Here is a 20,454-nt window from a genome sequence, read left to right on the forward strand (position 1 = left end):
GATGCCTGTCACGGTTCAGGTACGGCTGCGTCATGGCCGTTACGACGCCGGCGGTATGCGGCCCGGGGTCGCCGAGTGGCCGCCGCACCCGGCACGGGTGTTCTGCGCGCTGGTGGCTTCGGCGCACTGCGCCGAGGACTGGGATGCGCTGCGCTGGTTGGAGCGTTCCGGCGCCCCCGAAGTATGGGCGGACAGGTCGGCCAGTGTGAGCCGTACCGACAGCTTCGTGGTGACCAACCAGACCGAGTCCGGTGGCGGGAGCCAGTTCTGGCCTGGCCGTACCAACCAGGCGCGCAGCCGTGCATCGACCACCCCTGCGGACGAGGTGTTCGCGATCGTCTGGCCGGAGGCCGACACCGCCGGTGATCTGCTCACGCGGCTGGAGCGGATGGCGCGGCGGGTGCCGTACGTGGGGCGATCCACGAGCCTGGCGGAGGTGACCGCACAACCGACGCTGCCCGTGGAGCGGCCGACGTGGTCACGTTGGACGCCGAGCCGTATCGGGGTGGCGGACACGGTCGACCTGCGGGTTCCCTATCCGGGTTATGTCGACGCGCTGCGCGAGCTCTACGACCTGGGCGGGCGCGCCTGGGAGGTGGCGCGTGCCGTTCCCTATGGCCTGCCGGCCGAGGAGACCCCGGCCATGGAGCCGGTGCGGGGGCCGTGGGACGACCTGATGATTTGGGGGTTCGCTCGGCCGACCACCCGGATCAGCGGCGGGCAGGTACTGCGGCTGACGTCCGTGTTACGGAAGGCGGTGCTGAGCCGGATCGGCACCGACATCCCTCCACAGGTGAGCGGTCACGGAGCCGATGACCGGCCACATGTCGCCTTCCTAGCGCTGCCCGATGTGGGGCATCAGCACGCCGACGGTCATCTGCTCGGCGTGGCGCTGGCGATCCCTCGGGACATGCCTGCCGAGGAGTGGAAGCAGCTCGTCCGGGCACTGATCGGAGCCGACCCGCTCGTTCGCTTGACACCCGGCTCCATGCCGGAGATCACCCTGCAGTACGGAGCCGATCCGCGGCGTCGCGGGCTTCGCGTCGAAACGTGGCAGGGACCTGCTGAGGGGGTGCGTTCGTGGGTGACCGCGACACCGCTGGTCACCGATGGCATGCTGCGGCCTCGGCGCCGTGTGGAGGATCTGGTGCTCAAGTCTTTGGCTCGGGTCGGCTATCCCGATCCGGTTGAATTGGAGGTCTCGGCCGCGCCGTTGACGACGGGTGCGGTGTGGCGTCCCCGACGGGAGACCTTTCCGGAAGGCCGGCCGAAGCGGCCGATGGCTCACGTGCGGGTGACGTTCGCGCGTCCGGTCGTCGGGCCCGTCATCGCCGGCTCGATGCGCTATCTCGGGCTAGGGCTGTTCGTCCCCGAGCGGGAGCAGCCATGACAAGCCTGCACCGACGGGACTTCGCCGACTTCTACGCCCAGGTCCACAGCACCCCCGACGGTAGCCGCCGCGAGCCGTTCCCTTGGCAGGAACAGCTGCTGGATCGGGTGCTCACTGACAGGTGGCCTGAGCTGATCGACGTTCCCACCGGCCTGGGCAAGACCTCGGTGCTGGATGTCGCTGTCTTCGCCGCTGCCTTGGACCGTGAGCGCGTGCCGAGGCGGTGCTTCTTCGTGGTCGATCGGCGGTTGATCGTGGACGAGGCCTACCGGCACGCTTGCCGTATCAGGGATGTCTTGGACACTGCGAGCGCCGACAGCGTGGCCGGCCGGGTCGCCTCCGCCCTGCTGCTGGAGAACGACGAGGAGCCGCTGGAGGTCACCCGGATGCGAGGCGGGGTGACCTGGTCATGGCGATGGGTGGAACGACCGGACCGGCAGGCCATCGTGGTCGGCACCGTCGATCAGATCGGCAGCCGCTTCCTCTTCCGCGGCTACGGCGTCGGTAAGCAGCTACGGCCGATCGACGCGGCCCTGGTCGGCACCGACAGTCTGATCATCGTGGACGAGGCCCACCTGTCCCAGCCCTTCCTCACAACCATGGCCGACGCCCTGGCCATGGACGAGACCCCGGATGAGGCCAAGCCGGTCGTGGTGACCATGACGGCCAGCCCAACCACCCAGGATCCCCACGTGCACCGCATCAGCAGCGCGGACGAAAACAATCCGGTGGCGGGAAAGCGACTGCACGCGAGCAAGACCGCCTATCTGGTCGAGATAGACGGGGCCACTAAGAGGAGTGACCAACCGGTCATAGCCACTCTCACGCGGTGGGCTGATCACCTGGCGGACAGCTACCCGGTCGTGGGTGTCATCTGCAACACCGTGGCTCGCGCCCGATCGGTGTTCGAGCACCTGAACAGCACCCACGCCGGCCGATGCATGCTCCTAACCGGTCGCATCCGCCCCGTGGACCGCGATTACCTCCTGCTGCAGTGGTACGACCGGATCAAGGCCGACCGCTCGCACGAGCCTGACGAACCTGTCTTCGTGATCGCCACCCAAACCGTCGAAGTAGGCGCAAATATCGACTTCTCCGCACTCGTCACGGAGTCGGCATCAGTGTCGGCTCTCATTCAGCGGCTTGGCCGCCTCAACCGTCTGGGTTCCGCTCCGGCAGCTCCGGCGATCATCGTGCACTCCGCAGCGAACGACGACGGCGTGTACGGGAAGGCGCGTCAGGACACCTGGAAGTGGCTGGCCACACTGCGAACACCCATGACGTTTCAGCCGGGCAAGGAGTCCCCCTCTCTGCCAGAGGAGGGGATCGATGTTTCTCCGGCGGCTCTGCGCCGCCTGTCCTCGACGATGTCCGAACAAGACCCAGAAGCCTGGAAAGAGCTGCAGGGAGCCAAGCCGTACACTCCGTACCTGTCGCCGGCGCACCTGGATGCCTGGGCGCGCACCTCCCCCGCCTCCTACCCGAACGATCCCTCGCCGGCGCCGTTCCTGCACGGACTGCAAAGGGACGTCCCACAGGTGTCCCTCGCCTGGCGGGAACTGACCGAGGACGACACCACCTGGCAGGACGCTCTGGAGGCCCTCCCGCTCTCAGCGGAGGAGAGCATCGAGGTGCCGCTGCTGGCCGTACGCCAGTGGCTGTCCGGCAAACAGGTCAGCGCCCGCTTCGCCGACGTCGAAGGCGAGCTGTCACCGGACGAACCCGTCCCACCAAGCCTCGACGGGGCGCGGCGAGTGGCCCGCTACAGCTCGCAGGAGTCGGTGGAAGTCATCGACGCGGACGAGATCCAGCCCGGAGACCGCATCATTGTGCCCACCTACTACGGAGGCTGTGACGCCTTCGGCTGGAATCCCGCCTCCCGGCAGGCCGTTCGCGATGTCGGCGACTTGTGCGGCGGCAACGGCAAGCGGCGAGTTTCGGTACGGCTCGGGCCGACACTGACCGCGGCGATCGCCGACCATGACGCAGACCTGGCCGCCGCCCTGAAGGAGCTGACCAACGAGGTCGAGCGTGACCGTCAGGCCGAGCAGCTCAACGCCGTGGCCTACTGCCAGCGGATCGAGAAGATGTTGCCCGCCCGACCGCAGATCATCGGCTCTCACGGCGAGGATCTGCCGCCCCACCTCGCTGTCCTGCAGCGCCTGGCCCAGGCGAAGAAGCCAAGGGTAAGCGACCACCTGGCTTCGGGCACCGTCGTACTGACCAGCGACATCACCGCCTATGGCGAAGACGACAGCGCCCAGGGCTCTTCCACCGCACGTACACCCATGCTGCTGGACGATCACCAACGAGCGGTGCGCAAGCGCGCCGAGGAGTTCGCGCGCAACCTGCGCCTGTCTCCCACCCTCGTGCGTGCGGTCGGCCTGGCCGCGCTCTGGCACGACGAGGGCAAGCGAGACCATCGCTTCCAAGCCATGCTGCATGGAGGCGACCGGTGGGCCGCAGCGGCGGCCGAAGCCGAAGCCCCTCCACGAATCTTGGCCAAGTCGGACATGAACCCGCTCGATCGCCACCTGTTCCGCATCGCTCAGCAACGCGCCCGCTATCCCACCGGCATGCGCCACGAAGCCCTGTCCGCCCAGATCGCCGATGCCCTCCTCGACAACACCACAGATGTCGATCGAGACCTGGTCATCCACTTGATCGCGGCCCACCACGGCTACAACAGGCCGTTGCTGCCGCCCGTCACCGATCCGGAACCGATCACCAGCATCCAACGGGACGGGCAGAAGATCGAGGTCGATACTGCCCGCTCCGTCGACTGGGCAGCACCCGGCCGATTCGCCAAGCTGACCCGCACCTACGGCAGATGGGGGCTCGCCCGGCTAGAAGCCATCGTCCGCCTGGCCGACATCTGGTGCTCGGCCCGCGAAGAGAGCGACGCATGAACACCGTTGAACTCCCCGCCCTGGACGGCCGCGACCCCTTGGGGTTCCTCGCCGCCCTCGGCCTCCTACGTGTCCTGGCAGAAGAGAGCGGCATCTCAGCCCGGTTGTCGTTCTCTGACACCACCGCCTGCGCCCGCCTGCACAGCCCTCTCCACACGACCGAGGACATCGCCGAAAAGCTGACTCAGGTCGTGCGCTCCATCGAGGAACCCGCCGTACTGCCAGGCATCGAAGCAGGCTTCCCGCCCCCCGCCGGGGTCGGAAAAGATCCTCTGCGGTGGACCCGCGAGAAATACCGACAACAGGCCAAGAAGATCCGCGACACCCACCGTCTCGCCGTCGAACGCTGGCTACCGTGCCTCACCACAGACCTGGCCATCGACGCCCAAGGCCGCGGCGCTCTGTCACCGTTCATCGCCCCCTCCGGCCAACAGAAGATCCGCACCTTCTTCGAAAAGCCGCTCCAGGCCGTACGGAGCAACCCCGACTACTTGCACCAAGCCCTGACCCGATGGCGCCGCGTCGAAGGCTTCACCGGCGAATACCTCGACCACCGGGTCCTGCGCAGCAGCGCCGACGACCCTCTAGGACGAGCCGGACAAGAAGCCGGCGTCCCTGGAGCCACCTGGCTGGCCACGATGGCACTCCCACTGTTCCGCCTGTCCGGCGACGGACAGAAACTCCGCAGCACGCTATGGCACCGCGTGCCCGGCGATCACATCATGATCTGGCCCTTGTGGAAACCTGCCCTCGACACCAACGCCGTACGCGCCCTCCTCGAACTACCCGCCTTCGCACCCATCGACGGTCACCCCACCGTCTCCAGGGCCGAATGGCCAGCTCTTGGGGTGTTCAGCATCCACGGCGCTCACCGCCAACGCATCCCCGGACGCAACTTCGACGGAGTACTCTCCCCCGTCCCCATTCAGGTCCGCTAAACGGATCGCATAGAGCAATCGCTTCTTGACAACTGCAAAACGTGAATCGAACTCGACGAGCTTCGGAACCACAAGTGCACACGCCAACCCCGGCACGTTCCTAACCGCAAACAAGCCTCATCGCACCCAAACCGGACGCCAACACCCGCCACTACCGACTACTGTCAGCGATAAACCCTGCTCATAAGCTGTGTCACCCGGCCTCAGTAGCCGGGCCTCATTGCGGCGGCTCAGCGCCGACGCCACCCCAGATCCGCTCGAAGTGTCACCCGGCCTCAGTAGCCGGGCCTCATTGCGGCGACTACCGCCACATCGGGGAGCGGATCCCGCTGCTGGTGTCACCCGGCCTCAGTAGCCGGGCCTCATTGCGGCCCCAACGCGGCGCATGACGACGTGGTCGACGTGGTGGTGTCACCCGGCCTCAGTAGCCGGGCCTCATTGCGGCACCTCCGCTGCGGGCGCGGCCGGGAAGCTACTGGCCACGGGTGTCACCCGGCCTCAGTAGCCGGGCCTCATTGCGGCTCCAAGATCCCCTCGTCCTTGGCGATCAGGTACAAGTGTCACCCGGCCTCAGTAGCCGGGCCTCATTGCGGCTTTGACGCCGGTGGCGGTCTGGAACAGCAGGCCGCACAGTGTCACCCGGCCTCAGTAGCCGGGCCTCATTGCGGCTGGATGGCGACGCTGTAGTGGATGGGGGTGGGAAGGGTGTCACCCGGCCTCAGTAGCCGGGCCTCATTGCGGCTTGAGCGTCCCGATGATGATCTGACCGTCCCACACCCACGTGTCACCCGGCCTCAGTAGCCGGGCCTCATTCCGGCCCCTGGTGGGCGCGGAACATGTTCCTGGCGGCCCCTGGTGTCACCCGGCTTCAACAGCCGAGCCTCACTGCGGCTCCAGTTGGTCAGCGGGCGTCGGCAGGTGCGAGGTCGTGTCACCTGGCCTCAGAGGCCGGGCCCCATTGCGGCACCCAGTACGCCTGCGGCAGCACGTCCAGCACCGGCATCTGTCCCCCGGCCTCAGAGGCCGGGCCCCATTGCGGCTTGCCGACCACGACGGCCTTGGCACGTTGGATATCGTGCCACCCAACCCCAACGGCGGGCCTCATTACGGCAACGGGTGCGCGGACGACGAGAACCTTGAGGACGGGGCGTCTCTCGGGCCACGGCGCAGCCACTGAGCTCACGTCGAGAGTACCTCTGACAATCGAAAGTGGATCGTCAGGCTGCCGCACCGCTTCCGGTGCGCGGACCTAACGGCCCTGCGTTCCGGGTCGGCTTGCCACCGAATACGCGATTGATGGAGATCGGCGATTCGGCAGGGAGTGGGCTCGCTCCCTGCTCGGATCCATGATCGGCGTGTTCTTACGACGGAAGAACCAAGCGTTCAAGATCACGTCGATCAGGAGACCACCTAGCTACCCTGATGGCCTGGTAACCGCCTACCGCACTGATTGCCAAGCATGGGGACGTGCGGGGGACGATCTTGCAAGGGTGACGTGGCGCAAGAGGCGTTCGTCCAGCTCAGAGCCCACACAGCGGTGGTTCTGCTCTCACTCTCCTAAAGCGGGTGCCGCAGGTTCGAATCCTGCCGGGGGCACCACGTCCGACCAGCACTAAAGTGCCCTTGACCAGCGGAAACGTCGGTCGAGGGCTTTTTCGTGTGTCCGGCGGCGTCCGGCTGTGACTGATCGTTTGCGGCTGCCTGTGCCAAATACGTGCGCAAGCCAGAGGCCGTGCGACACTCGTGTGCAGTCCAGTACTGCCCACCGACGGTGGACCCGCTCTCCACCCTCAGCCACTTGACATGTCCAGAATGCCCGAATCCACGAAAGTGCTCGAAAACGGCCTCACCGACTGGTAAAGGCGCAGGTCGGAGAGAGTGCTCCCCGCGCACGCGGGGATGGTCCCTTGCCGATCATCTCGACGCCCTTTTTGAACCCGTGCTCCCCGCGCACGCGGGGATGGTCCCTCGGCCATGTCGATGTGCTCGAACACATCAGCGTGCTCCCCGCGCACGCGGGGATGGTCCCTGGCAGCCCTGGCCAAGGCGCTCAAGCAGACCGTGCTCCCCGCGCACGCGGGGATGGTCCCGACGCGTTCGGCACGATTCACATGCTGGCCGTGTGCTCCCCGCGCACGCGGGGATGGTCCCGCGCCCGGGGTGGTGTCGCTGAGATCAAGCGCGTGCTCCCCGCGCACGCGGGGATGGTCCCTGGGAGCGGATCCACGCGTTGGGATCCGACCCGTGCTCCCCGCGCACGCGGGGATGGTCCCAGGAAGCCCTTGCCGGGGATCGGCAGAAAGACGTGCTCCCCGCGCACGCGGGGATGGTCCCTTGAGGCGGCCGTCGGGCGACGTCAGGTCCTCGTGCTCCCCGCGCACGCGGGGATGGTCCCTGGTCGAAACCTGCGGCCCAGCCCTCCTTGCTGTGCTCCCCGCGCACGCGGGGATGGTCCCTCAGCCAGGTCTTTTGCGCCGTGGGGCATGATGTGCTCCCCGCGCACGCGGGGATGGTCCGAGGGCCTCGCCCTGGTGCCGAACCAGTGGGCGGTGCTCCCCGCGCACGCGGGGATGATCCCAAAGTTGATGTGTGCATGCTCGGTTTGTCCATGCTTCGCGCGAGCGCGGTAGAGGTAGGGGACAGTTCTGCTTTGGGACGTGTTCTCATCGGGGGTGAACCTGGCGGGTCGCCTCATGCGTACGTTCTGGCGACTGGTCGGCTCTGAGGCGGGGATGGCCATGCTGGTGCGTTATGCGGCCTATGTAGGAAGGGATCGTTCAAGGGACAATCGATACGTCCTCGTACGCGCTGGAGACCCGACATGACGACCCCGCCGTCACCGACTCCTGCGCCGTCGCCCGAGCCTCCGCAACCGCAGCCACCCGCCCGCACCGAGTCGGCACCCACGCCCTCATCCACGCCAGAGCCTCCGTTGACACCCGCGCCTCCATCGCGAACCCCGCCGGCGACCCCGCAGCCGCCCGACTGGAACTACTCGGGCATCGATCCCAAGCTGATGCACGACTTCGAGCGCGACCTCGGCCAGGCCGAGACCACACTGCGCAGGAGCGAGCCCCACATCCGCCATCTCCTGCAGAGCCTCAACCTGGACACCTCGCGGCTGAGCGCGATACGGGAACTCGGCAACTGGATAGCGGCCAAGCGCCCGGAGTTACGTCGGCGCAACGACACCATTCAGGCCGTCACGACGCAATGGGGCACTGACACCACCGGCGGACTCCGTCCGTTCGACGAAGTGCTGTACACGAGGTCATCCGGCGACCCCGACGCCTACGCCGCCGCGTCCAAGCTGGCAGAGGTCACCCGGCGCGGCCCAGTGGATGAGAAGGTTCTCGCCGAGCTGGAGAAACGGGCCGGCAATGAGCAGTTCGCCACGAACCTCATGTACGCGCTCGGGACGGAGAAGTTCCGTCACCTCATAACAGCGCTGGCCTATCCGAAAGACCCGGACAAGAAACGGCTGCAAGCAGCGCTGGGCAAGGCGCTCGGCGCGGCCAGCACGCGACTGGACGCCTCCTGGCGCAAAGAACTGCTGTCCACCCTGCGCATTCCCACCGATCAGCACGGCCTGGCGCACCTGCTCAAGCACGGAACGTTCGACCGCGACTTCCTGGTCAGCGTCGCGGTGAAGCTGGAAGCCCTGGATCGTGAGACCTGGGGTGACAGAGTGTCGGCCACCTTGGACGACCCGATGGTCAGTGTGTGGGCGGCGCTCGCACGGCACCCGAGAGCGGCTCAGGACTTCCTCATCTCCGATCCCAGCGTGATGCGGCGCTACCTGACCGAGCGCCAGTTGGACGACAACGGCGAAGTCTTCGCCGATGCGCTGCACGCCGCCACCACCACCTACCGGGACCGCGACGGCACCCCGCAAGAACGATCGCCAGGATTCCACTCGGCGAAGCTGGCCAAGCAGTTCATCGACATCCAGGGCCAGCTCTTACAGGAGGGCAAGACACCGCTCGTGGCGACCGGACCCATCGCCGGCATCCTGGCCGCCTACGCCAACGACATCAGCCGCATCGGACGCCAAGCCGCAGTCGGCACCTCCGACGTCTACACCGCCACCCGCCGACACCTTCTCCCACAGGACCAGGTCTGGGGCGCACAGTTCGACCGAGAGAAGCTACGGGCGGTCATGACGGACCTCTTCCAGAGGGACCCCAAGGCCATGGCGACCGTGACCGCAGCGCAGACGGCATGGGCCAAGCAAATGCTCGATTACGGAGCCGCCCAAGCCGCAGCCGGGAAAGGCTACGACGCGTTGCGAGCCAACCTGCGAGAAGCCGCCGCCGGTTTCGGCATGATCACTGATGCCGGCGGTCTCGCCGAGATCCACAAAGCCAAGGACCTGGACGCCGCCCAGGAACGGAACATGAAACTGCTCCTGGCCGCCGTCAACACCGCGCTCAACATCCCGCAGGCCACCCCCTGGGCGATCGCCGCCGGCGTCCTCGGCTCCTGGAGCAGCGTGATCGAGGACTCGGCCACCACCGACAAGCACACGCTCAAAGCGACCCACAACGCCAACACCGCCAAAGAGCAGACACAGAAGCTCGTCGATCAGCTGGCCATCGACACGATGCTCAAGCACGGGTTGTTCGGCAAGAGCGATCCCCCTGACCCCAACCACCCCTGGAACTCCCTGGAAGGGCTGAAGGAAGGCGATGACCCTCGCAAGTCACCGAACAACTTCCTCAAGAACGACGGCAAATCACTGATGACGCCGGAAGAGATGGAGCCGTACGAGGGCGATGTCCACGACCGCTCCAACGCCTATGAAAGGTGGCTACGCGATGGGGCCGGCGAGACGTGGAAGGACCTCAAGAACCAGCTGAACCTCGGAGTCGACGAAGGCATGTCGGAGTTCAAGCCCTGATGCGAGCACAACGCACCTATCCCGCCGCGATCCTCGCCTCCGTCCTGCTCCTGACTGCCTGCCAAGCGCCACAAGAGCCGCAGGTGGACACGAGGGCGCTCCCGGCCACCGCCGCACCGCCCTTCGTCTGCGACTACATACCGCTGGAAGCCGTACGGCTGATGACCGGCATCCAAGACCCCCTCGTCAAAGGCGACTTCGACCTCACCGCCGGCCAGGAAGTCGACGGCAAGACGTACGCCACCGGCGGCTGCTACGTCTACCGACCCACCGGCGACAAGACCAAGGTGCTCCAGATCTCGCTCGCCCCCGCCGACTCCACAGACGAGGTCCAACAGGAGATCGACCAAGGAGCGACGCCCCTGCCCGACATCGTCCCCGGTGCCACCGGCTACTACGGCACCGTCGGCGACGGCAACAGCGGGAAGGCGATCGCCGTCCTCGTCACACAGCGCGACGAACTACTCGTCGACCTCATCCACGGCGTGAAAGGACGCGACAACGCCGCCGACACCGCAGCCCTGATGAAGCTCATCGCGCCCAAATTGCTCCCCGCCGCCACGGCCTCAGCCGGCGAGAGCAAGGACTGAACCGATGCCCACGATGGTGAGCAACCCGCTCCACGAAGCGATCCAGCATGCCATCCGCACCATCAGCCCACTCATCGAGAACATCAACGCCGACGTCGACCGCCCCTGCCGTACCTTCCACACCGGCAAGGTCTGGACCGGGCCCTCCGCCAAGCAGTTCGACGCCCAGCTCACCCACTTCAGCACCCGAGCCCGCACCGCCGGCCAGGCCATCCTGGACGACCTGCGCACCCTCCTCGCCCGCACCCCCACCCAGGTCACCGAAGAAGAAGCCGCCACCATCAAACGCACGTACCGGCTCACCTGAACGGCTCCAGCACCAGCTTCCAGGAAAGACCCGCCGACGCTCCCGCACGTGCGACACTCATGCCGTGCCACCGCATAGCTCCAACCAGCCACCTCGCGGAAGTCCCAAATGTCCGATTCGGTGAAAGTGCTCAAAACTCAGCCCACTGGCCGATGAATACGCAGGTCAGGAAGAGTGCTCCCCGCGCACGCGGGGATGGTCCCACGTCGGCGGCGGTGATCGTGTCGCTGGTGGTGTGCTCCCCGCGCACGCGGGGATGGTCCCCACCTGGAGGTGTGGGAGTCCGGCGGCGGCTTGTGCTCCCCGCGCACGCGGGGATGGTCCCGCCGTTTGGGGCTCATGACACGTTTCTTACCGGTGCTCCCCGCGCACGCGGGGATGGTCCCCCCCGTCACCTCGTGCGGCGCGATCGTGAGACGTGCTCCCCGCGCACGCGGGGATGGTCCCGTTCATGAGAGGCCCCCTCCGGCGGCGGTGAAGTGCTCCCCGCGCACGCGGGGATGGTCCCAGCCACCGCATCCGCTCGTGCCTGGTCTCGTAGTGCTCCCCGCGCACGCGGGGATGGTCCCGTTCCATCACGTCCCGGCCGCCCTCAAGCACCGTGCTCCCCGCGCACGCGGGGATGGTCCCGTCGCCACACATCCGCTGCTGAGGGTGGATGGGTGCTCCCCGCGCACGCGGGGATGGTCCTCGGTGTCGGGCAAGTCCGCCCGGGTCAAGGTGTGCTCCCCGCGCACGCGGGGATGGTCCCACGATCGGCTGCGGGGTGGAGTACTTGCTGCGGTGCTCCCCGCGCACGCGGGGATGGTCCCTTCACGCCGGACACTCTACGCTCCCGGGAACCGTGCTCCCCGCGCACGCGGGGATGGTCCCTTCGCCTTCGCCATCACGCCTTCCCCGAGAACGTGCTCCCCGCGCACGCGGGGATGGTCCCGTCCCCGAGTTTCACCGCTGCCTCGCCGACGTGTGCTCCCCGCGCACGCGGGGATGGTCCCGCCGCCAGCGTCCACCAGTTCGCCGGGTCGGCGTGCTCCCCGCGCACGCGGGGATGGTCCCTTGTCGTCGCGCTTGGGGCGGCCCTTGCCCTTGTGCTCCCCGCGCACGCGGGGATGGTCCCGGGCAGGTCATCACGCTGAACGAGACCGGACTGTGCTCCCCGCGCACGCGGGGATGGTCCCTGCGACTCGCCGCCCTTGGACCGGTCACGGTGGTGCTCCCCGCGCACGCGGGGATGGTCCCCATCGGGGCGTGCAAGGGCCCTCGCGCTGCGCGTGCTCCCCGCGCATGCGGGGATGTCCCTCGCCTTCGACGTACTCGGTCCGGGATACGCGGTGCTCCCCACGCACGCGGGATTGATTTCAGAAGTCCATGCATAGATGGGTGTGCTGGTGTCGGGGACGCCAGCACGCCCATGCGAAGAGGTAGCTATCAGGCCAGGGCTTCGGCTATGCGGCGTTTGGCCAGCTCGTCTTGGCCGACGATGCACTTGGCGTAGATCCGCAGCAGGACGTCCACGCTGTGCCCGGCCCACTCCGCGACCTGCGGTGCCGGCACTCCCGCGTTCAGCCAGGTGGAGACGCAGGCGTGGCGGAGGTCGTACGGGCGGGCGGCCAGTGGAGAGGCGAACTCCTTCTCGGTCAGGGCAGCCTTTCTGGCGTTTCGCCAGGCACGTCGGTAGGTGATGACGGGCAGGTCCCCGCCGCGTACGCCGTAGAACAGGCGGCCGTTGCCCTGGTCGACGAAGTCTGCCAGGTGAGTACGCAGGATGGCGGCCAGCGGTGGCGGGATCGGGACGGTGCGGCCGTGACCTGCGGCGCGGTGTTTGAGGGCGCGTTCCTCGCGTGCTGCGCCGCTGTCGGTCCACTGCCGCCCCGAATAGGGGGCGGCCTTGAGGAGGTGGATCTCGCCCCACGCGTCCGCCTCGTCCGGCGGTGGGAGGGTGATGTCGTCGCGGCGTAGGTTGATGGCTTCTTCCGGGCGTAGGGCGGCGTAGTACATGAGGGCGAAGAAGGCGACCAGGCGCCGGCCGCTCGGTTCCTGCGCGGCCACGGCGGCCAGCAGGGCCTTGGCCTGGTCGTGGTTGACGACGCTGCGCCGGTCGATCTCGTACGTGCCGGCCGGTGGCTTCCACTTCAGGGTCTTGAGCGGGTTGTCCGGCAGCAGTTTGAGCTCGACGGCGTAGTCCAGGGCGTTGGACAGCACCATCCGGTGCTTGCGTACGGTGTTGGCCGCCGCGCGCCGGCCGTCGAGGCAGGAGGTGGCGGCGTCCAGGAGGTCACGCACCAGGCCGGGATCGTCGATGAGCGCCGAGATCGGCTTGGTGTTGGCGGCGAGCCAGCGCAGCGTGGCCTGCACCTCCTCCGGCGCTTCCGAGCGGTGCTTGGTGTTGCAGGCCCAGCGGTGCATCGCGGAGCGAAGGGCCGCGTCCTCCGGCTTGCCCCGGCTCGTGCTGTACATGGCCCGCGTCGCGGCGGTGAGAGCGCGGGCGATGTCCTGCCGGTACTTCGGGGCGGCGGCCTTCCACTTCATGTCCACGTACCGGCAGACGAAGTCGTACCAGCTCATCTCTGCGCCGCTCCTGCGGCCCCAGGAGACGGGTTCGCCGGTGGCGCGGCTGAACGCCTCTCCTCTGCGGGCCGCCGACTGCAGCTCGCCGCGGTAGGTGTCGGCCTGGGCGGCTCTTCTGAAGGGTTTGCGCCACGCCTTGCCGCCGACCTTCCAGCGGACGTAGTAGGTCGTCGTGGTCTTGCCCTTGTAGGTCTCGGTCTTGTAGACGCGGACGTCGTAGGTGATGTCGTTCATCGGGCGACGTCCTCCATCGTGGCGAGCCAGCGGTCCAGGTCGGTGCGGCGGATGCGGAGGTCGCCGTTCGGGAGCTTCAGGCAGCGCGGGGCGCGGCCCTTGGCTCGCCAGTCGTAGAAGGTGGAGCGGGAGATCTGGAGTTCGGCGCAGAGGTCGGCGAGGGTGAGCATGCCTCGTTGGGCGGTGGTGGTGCCGGTGGCCAAAAGCGGCTCCTTGTGGATCACGATTGATCGGGTGCGGTACGGCCCCGTGCTCGGTGGTCTGCGGTAGGCCGTGGTGGTGAAGATCGGGACGAAGAAAGAAGAAAGAAGCGGGCGGTGTCGGGCGAGACGCCTATGTGGTGGTGAGCGGGTCCCGTTGTGGCCGGCGTGTGGAAGGTCGTCCTGTGCTGCGCGGGTCATGACGGGTTGTTTCTTCTTTCTTCGTTCGGGGTGCGGCGGTAGCGGATCGATGGGCGGCCGCCCGTGGGCTGGGTGAAGGTCTCGTACTGGCCGGTGGCGGTGAGGCTGGCCAGCAGCTCGTCCAAGGTCTGCTTGGGCACGTTGCGGGAGAACAGGGCGCTGATCTCCGAGCGGGTCAGGCCGGTGCCGGCGGCCTGGTCCAGGGCGCGGCGGATGCGGTCGATCTTCGGGTCGCGCAGTTGCTTGTCCAGGACGTAGACGGCTGAGGCGATCGAGTAGCGGACCAGCGCGGCGGCTGCCTCCAGGTCGGCGGTGGTGATGTGTGAGCGGGCGTCGAGGGCGGCGTACAGGGCGGAGATGCGCAGGCAGTACGGGGCCGAGCGGCGGGTGAACTCCGTCCAGGCGTGGTCCTCGTCGTCGGCGGCGGTGAACTCCTCGTACAGCTCGGCCGACCACAACGCGCGGGCGTCGGCGTCCAGGGCGATGCGGCGGATCTGGCGTGCCTGCTTGATGGCGTCGTGCAGCCTGCCGCTCAGCTCGGCCAGCACCTCCGGCGGCACGCCTTCCGGTATGGGCAGGCGTTTGCTGCGCTCGACGTAGATCGGCAGGAAGCGGTTGTAGCTGCCGCCGGCCATGTCGGCTTCGGCCACGCGCAGGCGGAACTCCTTGGGCGTGATGTGGCCGATGATCGCGATGTGCGGGTTCGAGGCCCGGTACGCGGTGCGGGTCAGCACGGCCAGCGTCCGTCCGTCCCATGCCTGGCGGAGCATCGTGCCGAGCGTGGAGCCCTCGCGCTTGGCCCGTGCCATGACGGTGGAGAACTCCGGCTCGGTCACCGACAGCCGCTTGTCCATCGTGCCGCCCGGGTCGTCCGGGCTCTCCGGGTCGCGGATGCGTTCGATCAGCCCTTCGCCGGACGACAGGCCGGTGACGCACAAGTCGGCGTAGCCGATGCCGGCGTGGTGCAGGAAGATCTCGGCGGTGTCGGTGGCCTGGCCCTTGCGGCCGGAGCCGGTGCGGCCGAACAGCAGGGGCCAGATCAGGAGCGGGTGGCGGGTGTTGCCGATCTGGACGTACGGGCCGGAGCCGATCACCGCGCCGCACGCGGCCAGGGCCGAGGCCAGCACGCCGACCGGGTCGGCTTCGGTGGACGGGTCGGCGGCCTTCACCAGTTCGCCGGGCAGGCCGTAGAACATGGCCGGGTCGGCGGCCGGCGGTGGGGCCGGCAGGCCCACGTCCAGGTCGCGGTGCAGGCGGGTGATGGCGGCATGGGCGTCGAGGTTCTCCAGGATGGTGTTCGCGTCGAGCGGGTTGGTCATGCGATCCCCCGGCGTGGTCGGCGCGCCCCGGCGGTCATGCCGGAGCGGATGGTGGCGGCGGCTTCTCGGGGGGACAGGCCGATGGCCTGGGCGGCGGTGTGCAGGGCGTCCTCGGTCAGGCGGTGCGGCAGCAGGCCCGTGGCGACGAGCCGGCCGAGGGCGAACGCGGCGGCGTTCAAGGTGTGGTTGCGGGTGCCCACCGGGGCGTCCAGCACGTGCTGGAGTTCGTTCTTGAGAGCGGTCAGGGCGTAGCCGGTGGAGCGGTCGCCCAGTGCGGCCAGGACGTCGGTGACGCGAACCGGCTGCACGTCGTGTCGGGGTCGGGTGAGGCGTTCGGCCAGCCAGGTCGGCAGGGGCGCGGGGTCGGTGGTGTGGATGGCGTCGTACGTGCCGGTGCCGTCCGGGAGATCGACGTGGCTGCCCGGTCCGACGACGTAGCCACCGTCGGCGCGGGTGTCGATCAGCCAGCCGAGGCCCTGGCCCTTGGCTCCTGAGGTGTTGCCGAGCGTCCGTCCCTCGGGTGCGGCGAAGTACAGGTGGGTGCCGCCGCGACGGGTGCGGACCTGGAACGTCTCCAGCGGCAACGGGCGGCCGGCCTCCTCGCACAGCAACGCCAGCACGTCGGCTCCGTCGTTCACGCCGGGCCGGTCGTACGGCGGCCGCTCCCCCGGCTTCGGAGTGTCGAGGTCGATGACGACCAGGCGGGACGGGCCGGTGGCGATACCGATGTTGTACGGGGTGCGGCCCCAGAAGCGGCGAATGGTGTCGGGGTCGGTCGTGTGGTGCTCCTTCCACTTCCAGCCCTTGAGCGGCACCTTGTCCCCCGGCGTGAGCGGGAAGACGTGCCAGCCTCGGGCGGCGGCGGCCAGCGCGTACGGCAGCGTCTGGCGGGTCGGGCGAGGTGTCATGCGGGGTGGTGCTCCTTGGCGGAAGGCCCTAGTGGTGCAGGCGGCGGACGTAGTTCCAGACGTGGCGGCCGAGGCGCAGGCGCAGGCCGGTGGCGTCGCAGCGGCGGCAGTAGCGGGCGCCCCGGCGGTGCGGGATGCGGCCCTTGCCGTCGCACTTGCGGCAGGGTCCGAACGGGCTCACGTAGCACCGCGAGGCGTAACAGAACGTGGCGATGATCAGGGCGATAGCGGCGAGCAGGACAGGGTTCACGAGGGCCTCCGAAGCCGGTTATCGGGCGTGGTCGAGGAGGGCCGCTAGCGTGCTAACGGCCTGGCCGATATGGGTTTTCGCTGCTAGCGGGGGTGCTAGCGATAGCAGGGTGAGGTGCTATCGCCAGCAGCCCCCTGACGGGTCAGCCGGAGCGCTTCCGGCGGTTACGCTCGGCGATGGCCTCGGTGAGGTCGTCCAGGCGGATGCCGCGCCGGGTGACGGGTTTGCCGTCGATGCGGCGGCCGATGTCGGCGACCCGGATGCCGTGCGGCTTGACCGCGCTGGTGAGCTGTTCGGACTTCCAGCCGGAGTAGACGTCCGGCCGGAGCTCGGCCAGGCGGGTGCACAGGGCCTCGTTCCAGGCGGCCGACTCCCCTGCCGGCCAGACCTCGGCGAGGTCGGCGAGCAGGTCGTAGACGTCCTGCCGCTCCTGGGTGCCGGGCTCGGGCAGCGTCCCGGCGAGGCCGCGGAGGTGCTTGGCCCGCTCGACGACCTTCTCGGCGTCGCGGGTGTCGAGGTAGAAGGAGCGCCGCGCGGCGGGCTTGCCGAGGCCGGCCAGGATGCCCCACCCGGCCTCCACGACCGGCTGGAACACCGTCGCGCGGTAGCCGTTCTTGTACATCGACGTGCCGAGGATCATGTCGTTCGCCGTCTGGTCGGCGACGCTCATGCAGTAGCGGGTGTTGACGTTGCGGGTGATGCCGGTCGGCAGGCTGTCCTTGTCCGGGATCTGGGTGCCCAGGAGCAGGATCACGCCGAGTGCACGGCCGAGCTTGATGACCTTCTCGCAGATCTCCCCGGCTTCCTTGCCGTACTGCGGGTGCAGGAACAGCTCCTGGATCTCGTCCACCGCCACGATCAGCGGATGCAGGCCCGAGCCCTTGAGCGAGGCCAGCTCCGGGGTGACCTTGTTCTCCGGGGCCTTGCCGAGGGCGTTGTAGTGGGCGATGCGCTTGGAACGGCGTTCGCACTCCTTGTACAGCCAGCCGAACATCGCGGCGCACCGGGCGATCGTCTCGTCGTCGAAGCCGTTGCCGTACTCCGTGCAGATCGGTTCCAGGACCTTGAAGTCCCCCACCCCCTTCAGCTCGTAGATCCGGATCTCGGCGCGCGGGTCGAGGGCGGCGGCCAGCACCGCGAGCCTCAGCCCGAACGTCTTGCCCGAACCCGGCTGCCCACCGAACAGCCAGTTGCGGAACATCAGCTCGGCGTTCACCGTCTCCATCCGCGGCGTGGTGGCGAACGGGAACGGCTTGAACACGTCCACCTGGCCGTCCCGCAGCAGCGGCCACGGCGGCTGCTTCATCTGGGACGACGGCTCGTAGCCGACCCAGAGCGCGAGCCGCCCGGGGTGGCCTGCGGCCGGTTCTGGCCAGACCTGGTCCAGCGGGAGCCGCATGGCCGAGGCGAGCCGGCCACGGCGGGCCACCACCTCGGCGGCCTCCACGCCGAACGGCAGATCCACGATGGCCAGGTGGCCGGGGCCGTCCCGGTGGATCTCCTGCGGGAAGCTGATCGCGTTCGGGTCCTTGCTCACCGCCTGCGTGATGCCGGAGATGCCGCACGACAGCAGCGCGCGGCGGACCAGCTCGGCGGTGAGCTTGCGATAGCGCGGCGCCTCGCTCACGCGGTCGGTGATCGGCCGGTCCGTCGGGCGGCCGGCTCTGGCCAGCAGCGGTACGGCCACCGCCAGCGCGGCGAGCCGCACCCAGCCGGGCACGTCCGCGACAAGGAGGGCCAGCAGGCCGGCCAGCGCGGGCACGCCGAGGACCAGCAGGACCGACCAGCGCCAGCGGGACTGGCGCTGCCGCTGCCTGTCGAGCTTGAGCCAGGTCTCGGCGTCGTTCCGGTCGGCCGCGTACTGGCGCAGCGCCCAGTTGCCCTCCTCGGCCGTGGCCCAGTGGAGCAGCCGGCCGATGGTCTTGAAGATGCCTGGGATGGCGTACCAGAGGGCCTTGGCCAGGTACTTCGGCGAGCGGACGGAGTGGTAGGCGATGACGTACGCGGCGTCGCGGAGCTGCCAGGCGATCATCGCCCGGATGGACTGCCAGGTGCGCAGCCAGGCCGGGATGATCGGTGCGCGGCGGTGCGTGATCCGCGGCGTGGCCTGTATCGCGTCGTCGTCGGGCGGGTCCACCGGCGGGCCGGTGGTCTCTCCTTCGACGGCGATGGTCTCGTGGTCGAAGTAGTCGTCCTCTTCCGGCTGACGGACGCGGCGACGGGAGTCGAGCGGTACGACCTCCGCGTCACCGGGCTCGGGTGTGTGCTGGTCGTGGGTCATGATGAGTACGCCTCGTTCGCCTTGATGGGTGCGGGGTGGCGGGGCGCGGCCACTGTTCTTGGCGGAGTGGGGGCCGTGCCCTTCGTCTTCGTGGTCGCGGTCGGACCCTGCGGACCGTCCGTGGTCGGACCGGGCGGGCCGCCCGCGGACGGTCCGGCGGTCGCGGCCCGGTCGGGCGGTGCCTCCGACCGCAGGCGGGCCAGGAGCGCTCCGGCGCGGTCGGTGGAGACGGACCGTCCGGTCCTGCGGATGGCGTCGCGGAGCCGGTCGCGGGTGAGCGGTACGCCGCGCGCCTCATGGTCGGCGGCGATCCGCAGGCCGAGCGGCATCAGGTCGGTCACGTCGGCGCGCGGCCGTCGTGTGCTCCTCTTCGGTGCCCGGCGCTTGGGCTTGGGTGACGGCGCCGCCGGGCGCTCGGGTGCCAGGTGGACGTGCTGCGGTGCCAGCTCGCCGAGGCGGTAGAGCGCTCGTTCGCGCCGGGTGGCCTTGAAGCGCCACAGCCTGCCGTACCGGTCCTGCAGGTCCGTACGGGCGAGGATGCGGTCGCGCTCGCGGCCGAGAGCGGCCGGGTACGAGCGGATCTCCCACAGCACCATCCGCCGCCACAGCGCGAACGTGGACGGAAAGGCCAGCAGCCACCGCGAGAGCCGGATGGACTCCATGCGGTCGGGCCTGGCCAGGTCGGCGTGCTTGCGGATGGCGTACGCGCCGACCTCGACCGCCACCACCCACAGGCCGGGCAGCATCGCGTGGGCGATGATCCCGAACAGGGTGTCCTTGCCGGACACGTTCAGGTAGACCGTGGCGGCCGTCAGCGTCCAGGGCACGACCCTGAGCAGGCGAAGGCGCATGCCGAGCCGGGCCAGGACGATGTCCAGCGCTGAGAAGGCGGCGATGCCGAGATCGATCCCGAGTGGAACGATCCAGGCGAACCATCCGAAGGACGGCTTCGCGGCCTCGGCCACCGTGGTGAAGCTCATGACGAACCCGAGCAGGCCCACGCCGGCCACAACGGCGGCGGTGACCGCGACGGCGGTCTGCTCTCCTTCGGTCAGCGGGCGGGGTCCGCAGACGGCTGTGGTCATCGGCCCCACCGTCCCCGGCAGCGCGGGCAGTTCGGCCGGTCGCACCAGTTCTCCGGATGCCGGGACCAGATGCGCAGCACCTTGTCCGGCGAGCCGGCGGCGGTGACGGCGTAGCGCGTCACCTGGCGGATGCGGTAGCGCTCCTGGGCGACGCGTACGAGGTCGCAGGCCAGGAACCCGGCGGCGAACACCGCCACGTGGATCAGTACGGTGATCATGCGGACCCCCTTTGAGAGCGGACGAGGATGCGGCAGACGCGGCAGCCGGGCAGGCACCGCGTACCGTGAGCCGGGCAGATCTCGACCTGGCGGCCGACGCCACAGCCCCGGCACCGGTACGCGCTGCGCGAGCGCTGGCCACAGTCGGAGCACTGG

The 20,454-nt window shown here is 68.8% G+C and carries 14 protein-coding genes and 3 CRISPR repeat arrays; of the genes, 6 read left to right on the forward strand and 8 right to left on the reverse strand.

What is annotated here, in order from left to right; translation table 11 throughout:
* Position 1 precedes the first annotated feature (1 nt).
* The 6 genes from csb2 to ACGFIM_RS38625 all read left to right on the forward strand — a co-directional run bounded on the left by csb2 (position 2) and on the right by ACGFIM_RS38625 (position 11,034).
* Positions 2 to 1,390: a type I-U CRISPR-associated protein Csb2 gene (csb2, locus tag ACGFIM_RS38600; RefSeq protein ID WP_393211583.1), complete on the forward strand. Its 1,389-nt coding sequence runs from the start codon at positions 2 to 4 to the stop codon at positions 1,388 to 1,390.
* A complete protein-coding gene (cas3u, locus tag ACGFIM_RS38605) occupies positions 1,387 to 4,299 on the forward strand; it encodes a type I-U CRISPR-associated helicase/endonuclease Cas3 (protein ID WP_393211586.1) in 2,913 nt (970 codons plus the stop codon). Before csb2 ends, cas3u begins: the two co-directional genes overlap by 4 nt.
* Positions 4,296 to 5,237: a hypothetical protein gene (locus ACGFIM_RS38610; RefSeq protein ID WP_393211589.1), complete on the forward strand. Its 942-nt coding sequence runs from the start codon at positions 4,296 to 4,298 to the stop codon at positions 5,235 to 5,237. The genes cas3u and ACGFIM_RS38610 overlap by 4 nt, the downstream gene beginning before the upstream one ends.
* Positions 5,238 to 5,427: 190 nt before the next feature.
* Positions 5,428 to 6,348: a CRISPR direct-repeat array (repeat unit 37 nt; unit sequence GTGTCACCCGGCCTCAGTAGCCGGGCCTCATTGCGGC).
* A 767-nt stretch (positions 6,349 to 7,115) separates the two neighbouring features.
* Positions 7,116 to 7,815: a CRISPR direct-repeat array (repeat unit 29 nt; unit sequence GTGCTCCCCGCGCACGCGGGGATGGTCCC).
* 438 nt (positions 7,816 to 8,253) lie between these two features.
* Positions 8,254 to 10,137, forward strand: coding sequence for a hypothetical protein (locus tag ACGFIM_RS38615; RefSeq protein ID WP_393211592.1), 1,884 nt, complete (start codon positions 8,254 to 8,256; stop codon positions 10,135 to 10,137).
* A complete protein-coding gene (locus ACGFIM_RS38620) occupies positions 10,137 to 10,727 on the forward strand; it encodes a hypothetical protein (protein WP_364069506.1) in 591 nt (196 codons plus the stop codon). Before ACGFIM_RS38615 ends, ACGFIM_RS38620 begins: the two co-directional genes overlap by 1 nt.
* Before the next feature lie 4 nt (positions 10,728 to 10,731).
* Entirely contained in the window at positions 10,732 to 11,034 is a 303-nt protein-coding gene (locus ACGFIM_RS38625) for a hypothetical protein (protein ID WP_364069504.1), read from the forward strand.
* 174 nt (positions 11,035 to 11,208) lie between these two features.
* Positions 11,209 to 12,394: a CRISPR direct-repeat array (repeat unit 29 nt; unit sequence GTGCTCCCCGCGCACGCGGGGATGGTCCC).
* 68 nt (positions 12,395 to 12,462) lie between these two features.
* On the opposite strand, the gene ACGFIM_RS38630 is transcribed toward ACGFIM_RS38625, so the two are convergent.
* The 8 genes from ACGFIM_RS38630 to ACGFIM_RS38665 all read right to left on the reverse strand — a co-directional run bounded on the left by ACGFIM_RS38630 (position 12,463) and on the right by ACGFIM_RS38665 (position 20,298).
* Positions 12,463 to 13,836: a tyrosine-type recombinase/integrase gene (locus tag ACGFIM_RS38630; RefSeq protein WP_378785325.1), complete on the reverse strand. Its 1,374-nt coding sequence runs from the start codon at positions 13,834 to 13,836 to the stop codon at positions 12,463 to 12,465.
* Positions 13,833 to 14,039 (reverse strand): helix-turn-helix transcriptional regulator, encoded by a 207-nt coding sequence (locus ACGFIM_RS38635; protein ID WP_393211597.1) that lies wholly within the window; start codon positions 14,037 to 14,039, stop codon positions 13,833 to 13,835. The genes ACGFIM_RS38630 and ACGFIM_RS38635 overlap by 4 nt, the downstream gene beginning before the upstream one ends.
* Before the next feature lie 194 nt (positions 14,040 to 14,233).
* Complete coding sequence (locus tag ACGFIM_RS38640; protein ID WP_378785329.1) at positions 14,234 to 15,556, reverse strand: DUF3987 domain-containing protein; 1,323 nt, start codon at positions 15,554 to 15,556, stop codon at positions 14,234 to 14,236.
* Positions 15,553 to 16,464 carry a bifunctional DNA primase/polymerase gene (locus ACGFIM_RS38645; RefSeq protein ID WP_393211600.1) on the reverse strand — a complete coding sequence of 304 codons (912 nt, stop codon included), beginning with the start codon at positions 16,462 to 16,464 and terminating at the stop codon, positions 15,553 to 15,555. Before ACGFIM_RS38645 ends, ACGFIM_RS38640 begins: the two co-directional genes overlap by 4 nt.
* A 28-nt stretch (positions 16,465 to 16,492) precedes the next feature.
* Positions 16,493 to 16,714, reverse strand: coding sequence for a hypothetical protein (locus ACGFIM_RS38650; protein ID WP_378785332.1), 222 nt, complete (start codon positions 16,712 to 16,714; stop codon positions 16,493 to 16,495).
* 142 nt (positions 16,715 to 16,856) lie between these two features.
* The gene (locus tag ACGFIM_RS38655; protein ID WP_393211604.1) at positions 16,857 to 18,995 is read right to left on the reverse strand and encodes a cell division protein FtsK; all 2,139 of its coding nucleotides are present in this window, start codon (positions 18,993 to 18,995) and stop codon (positions 16,857 to 16,859) included.
* Entirely contained in the window at positions 18,992 to 20,080 is a 1,089-nt protein-coding gene (locus ACGFIM_RS38660; RefSeq protein WP_378785336.1) for a DUF2637 domain-containing protein, read from the reverse strand. The genes ACGFIM_RS38655 and ACGFIM_RS38660 overlap by 4 nt, the downstream gene beginning before the upstream one ends.
* Positions 20,077 to 20,298: a hypothetical protein gene (locus tag ACGFIM_RS38665; protein ID WP_378785338.1), complete on the reverse strand. Its 222-nt coding sequence runs from the start codon at positions 20,296 to 20,298 to the stop codon at positions 20,077 to 20,079. The genes ACGFIM_RS38660 and ACGFIM_RS38665 overlap by 4 nt, the downstream gene beginning before the upstream one ends.
* Positions 20,299 to 20,454 lie beyond the last annotated feature (156 nt).

It is taken from the genome of Nonomuraea sp. NPDC049309 (assembly GCF_043196965.1).
GTDB classification, from domain to species: Bacteria; Actinomycetota; Actinomycetes; order Streptosporangiales; family Streptosporangiaceae; genus Nonomuraea; species Nonomuraea fastidiosa.

What these genes read in the sequence shown, in the direction of transcription:
- ACGFIM_RS38630 (WP_378785325.1), bottom strand. Translation starts at nt 13,836, where the DNA reads ATGAACGACATCACCTACGACGTCCGCGTCTACAAGACCGAGACCTAC.
- ACGFIM_RS38610 (WP_393211589.1), top strand. Translation starts at nt 4,296, where the DNA reads ATGAACACCGTTGAACTCCCCGCCCTGGACGGCCGCGACCCCTTGGGG.
- ACGFIM_RS38640 (WP_378785329.1), bottom strand. Translation starts at nt 15,556, where the DNA reads ATGACCAACCCGCTCGACGCGAACACCATCCTGGAGAACCTCGACGCC.
- ACGFIM_RS38645 (WP_393211600.1), bottom strand. Translation starts at nt 16,464, where the DNA reads ATGACACCTCGCCCGACCCGCCAGACGCTGCCGTACGCGCTGGCCGCC.
- cas3u (WP_393211586.1), top strand. Translation starts at nt 1,387, where the DNA reads ATGACAAGCCTGCACCGACGGGACTTCGCCGACTTCTACGCCCAGGTC.
- ACGFIM_RS38620 (WP_364069506.1), top strand. Translation starts at nt 10,137, where the DNA reads ATGCGAGCACAACGCACCTATCCCGCCGCGATCCTCGCCTCCGTCCTG.
- ACGFIM_RS38660 (WP_378785336.1), bottom strand. Translation starts at nt 20,080, where the DNA reads ATGACCACAGCCGTCTGCGGACCCCGCCCGCTGACCGAAGGAGAGCAG.
- ACGFIM_RS38625 (WP_364069504.1), top strand. Translation starts at nt 10,732, where the DNA reads ATGCCCACGATGGTGAGCAACCCGCTCCACGAAGCGATCCAGCATGCC.
- ACGFIM_RS38665 (WP_378785338.1), bottom strand. Translation starts at nt 20,298, where the DNA reads ATGATCACCGTACTGATCCACGTGGCGGTGTTCGCCGCCGGGTTCCTG.
- ACGFIM_RS38655 (WP_393211604.1), bottom strand. Translation starts at nt 18,995, where the DNA reads ATGACCCACGACCAGCACACACCCGAGCCCGGTGACGCGGAGGTCGTA.
- csb2 (WP_393211583.1), top strand. Translation starts at nt 2, where the DNA reads ATGCCTGTCACGGTTCAGGTACGGCTGCGTCATGGCCGTTACGACGCC.
- ACGFIM_RS38615 (WP_393211592.1), top strand. Translation starts at nt 8,254, where the DNA reads ATGCACGACTTCGAGCGCGACCTCGGCCAGGCCGAGACCACACTGCGC.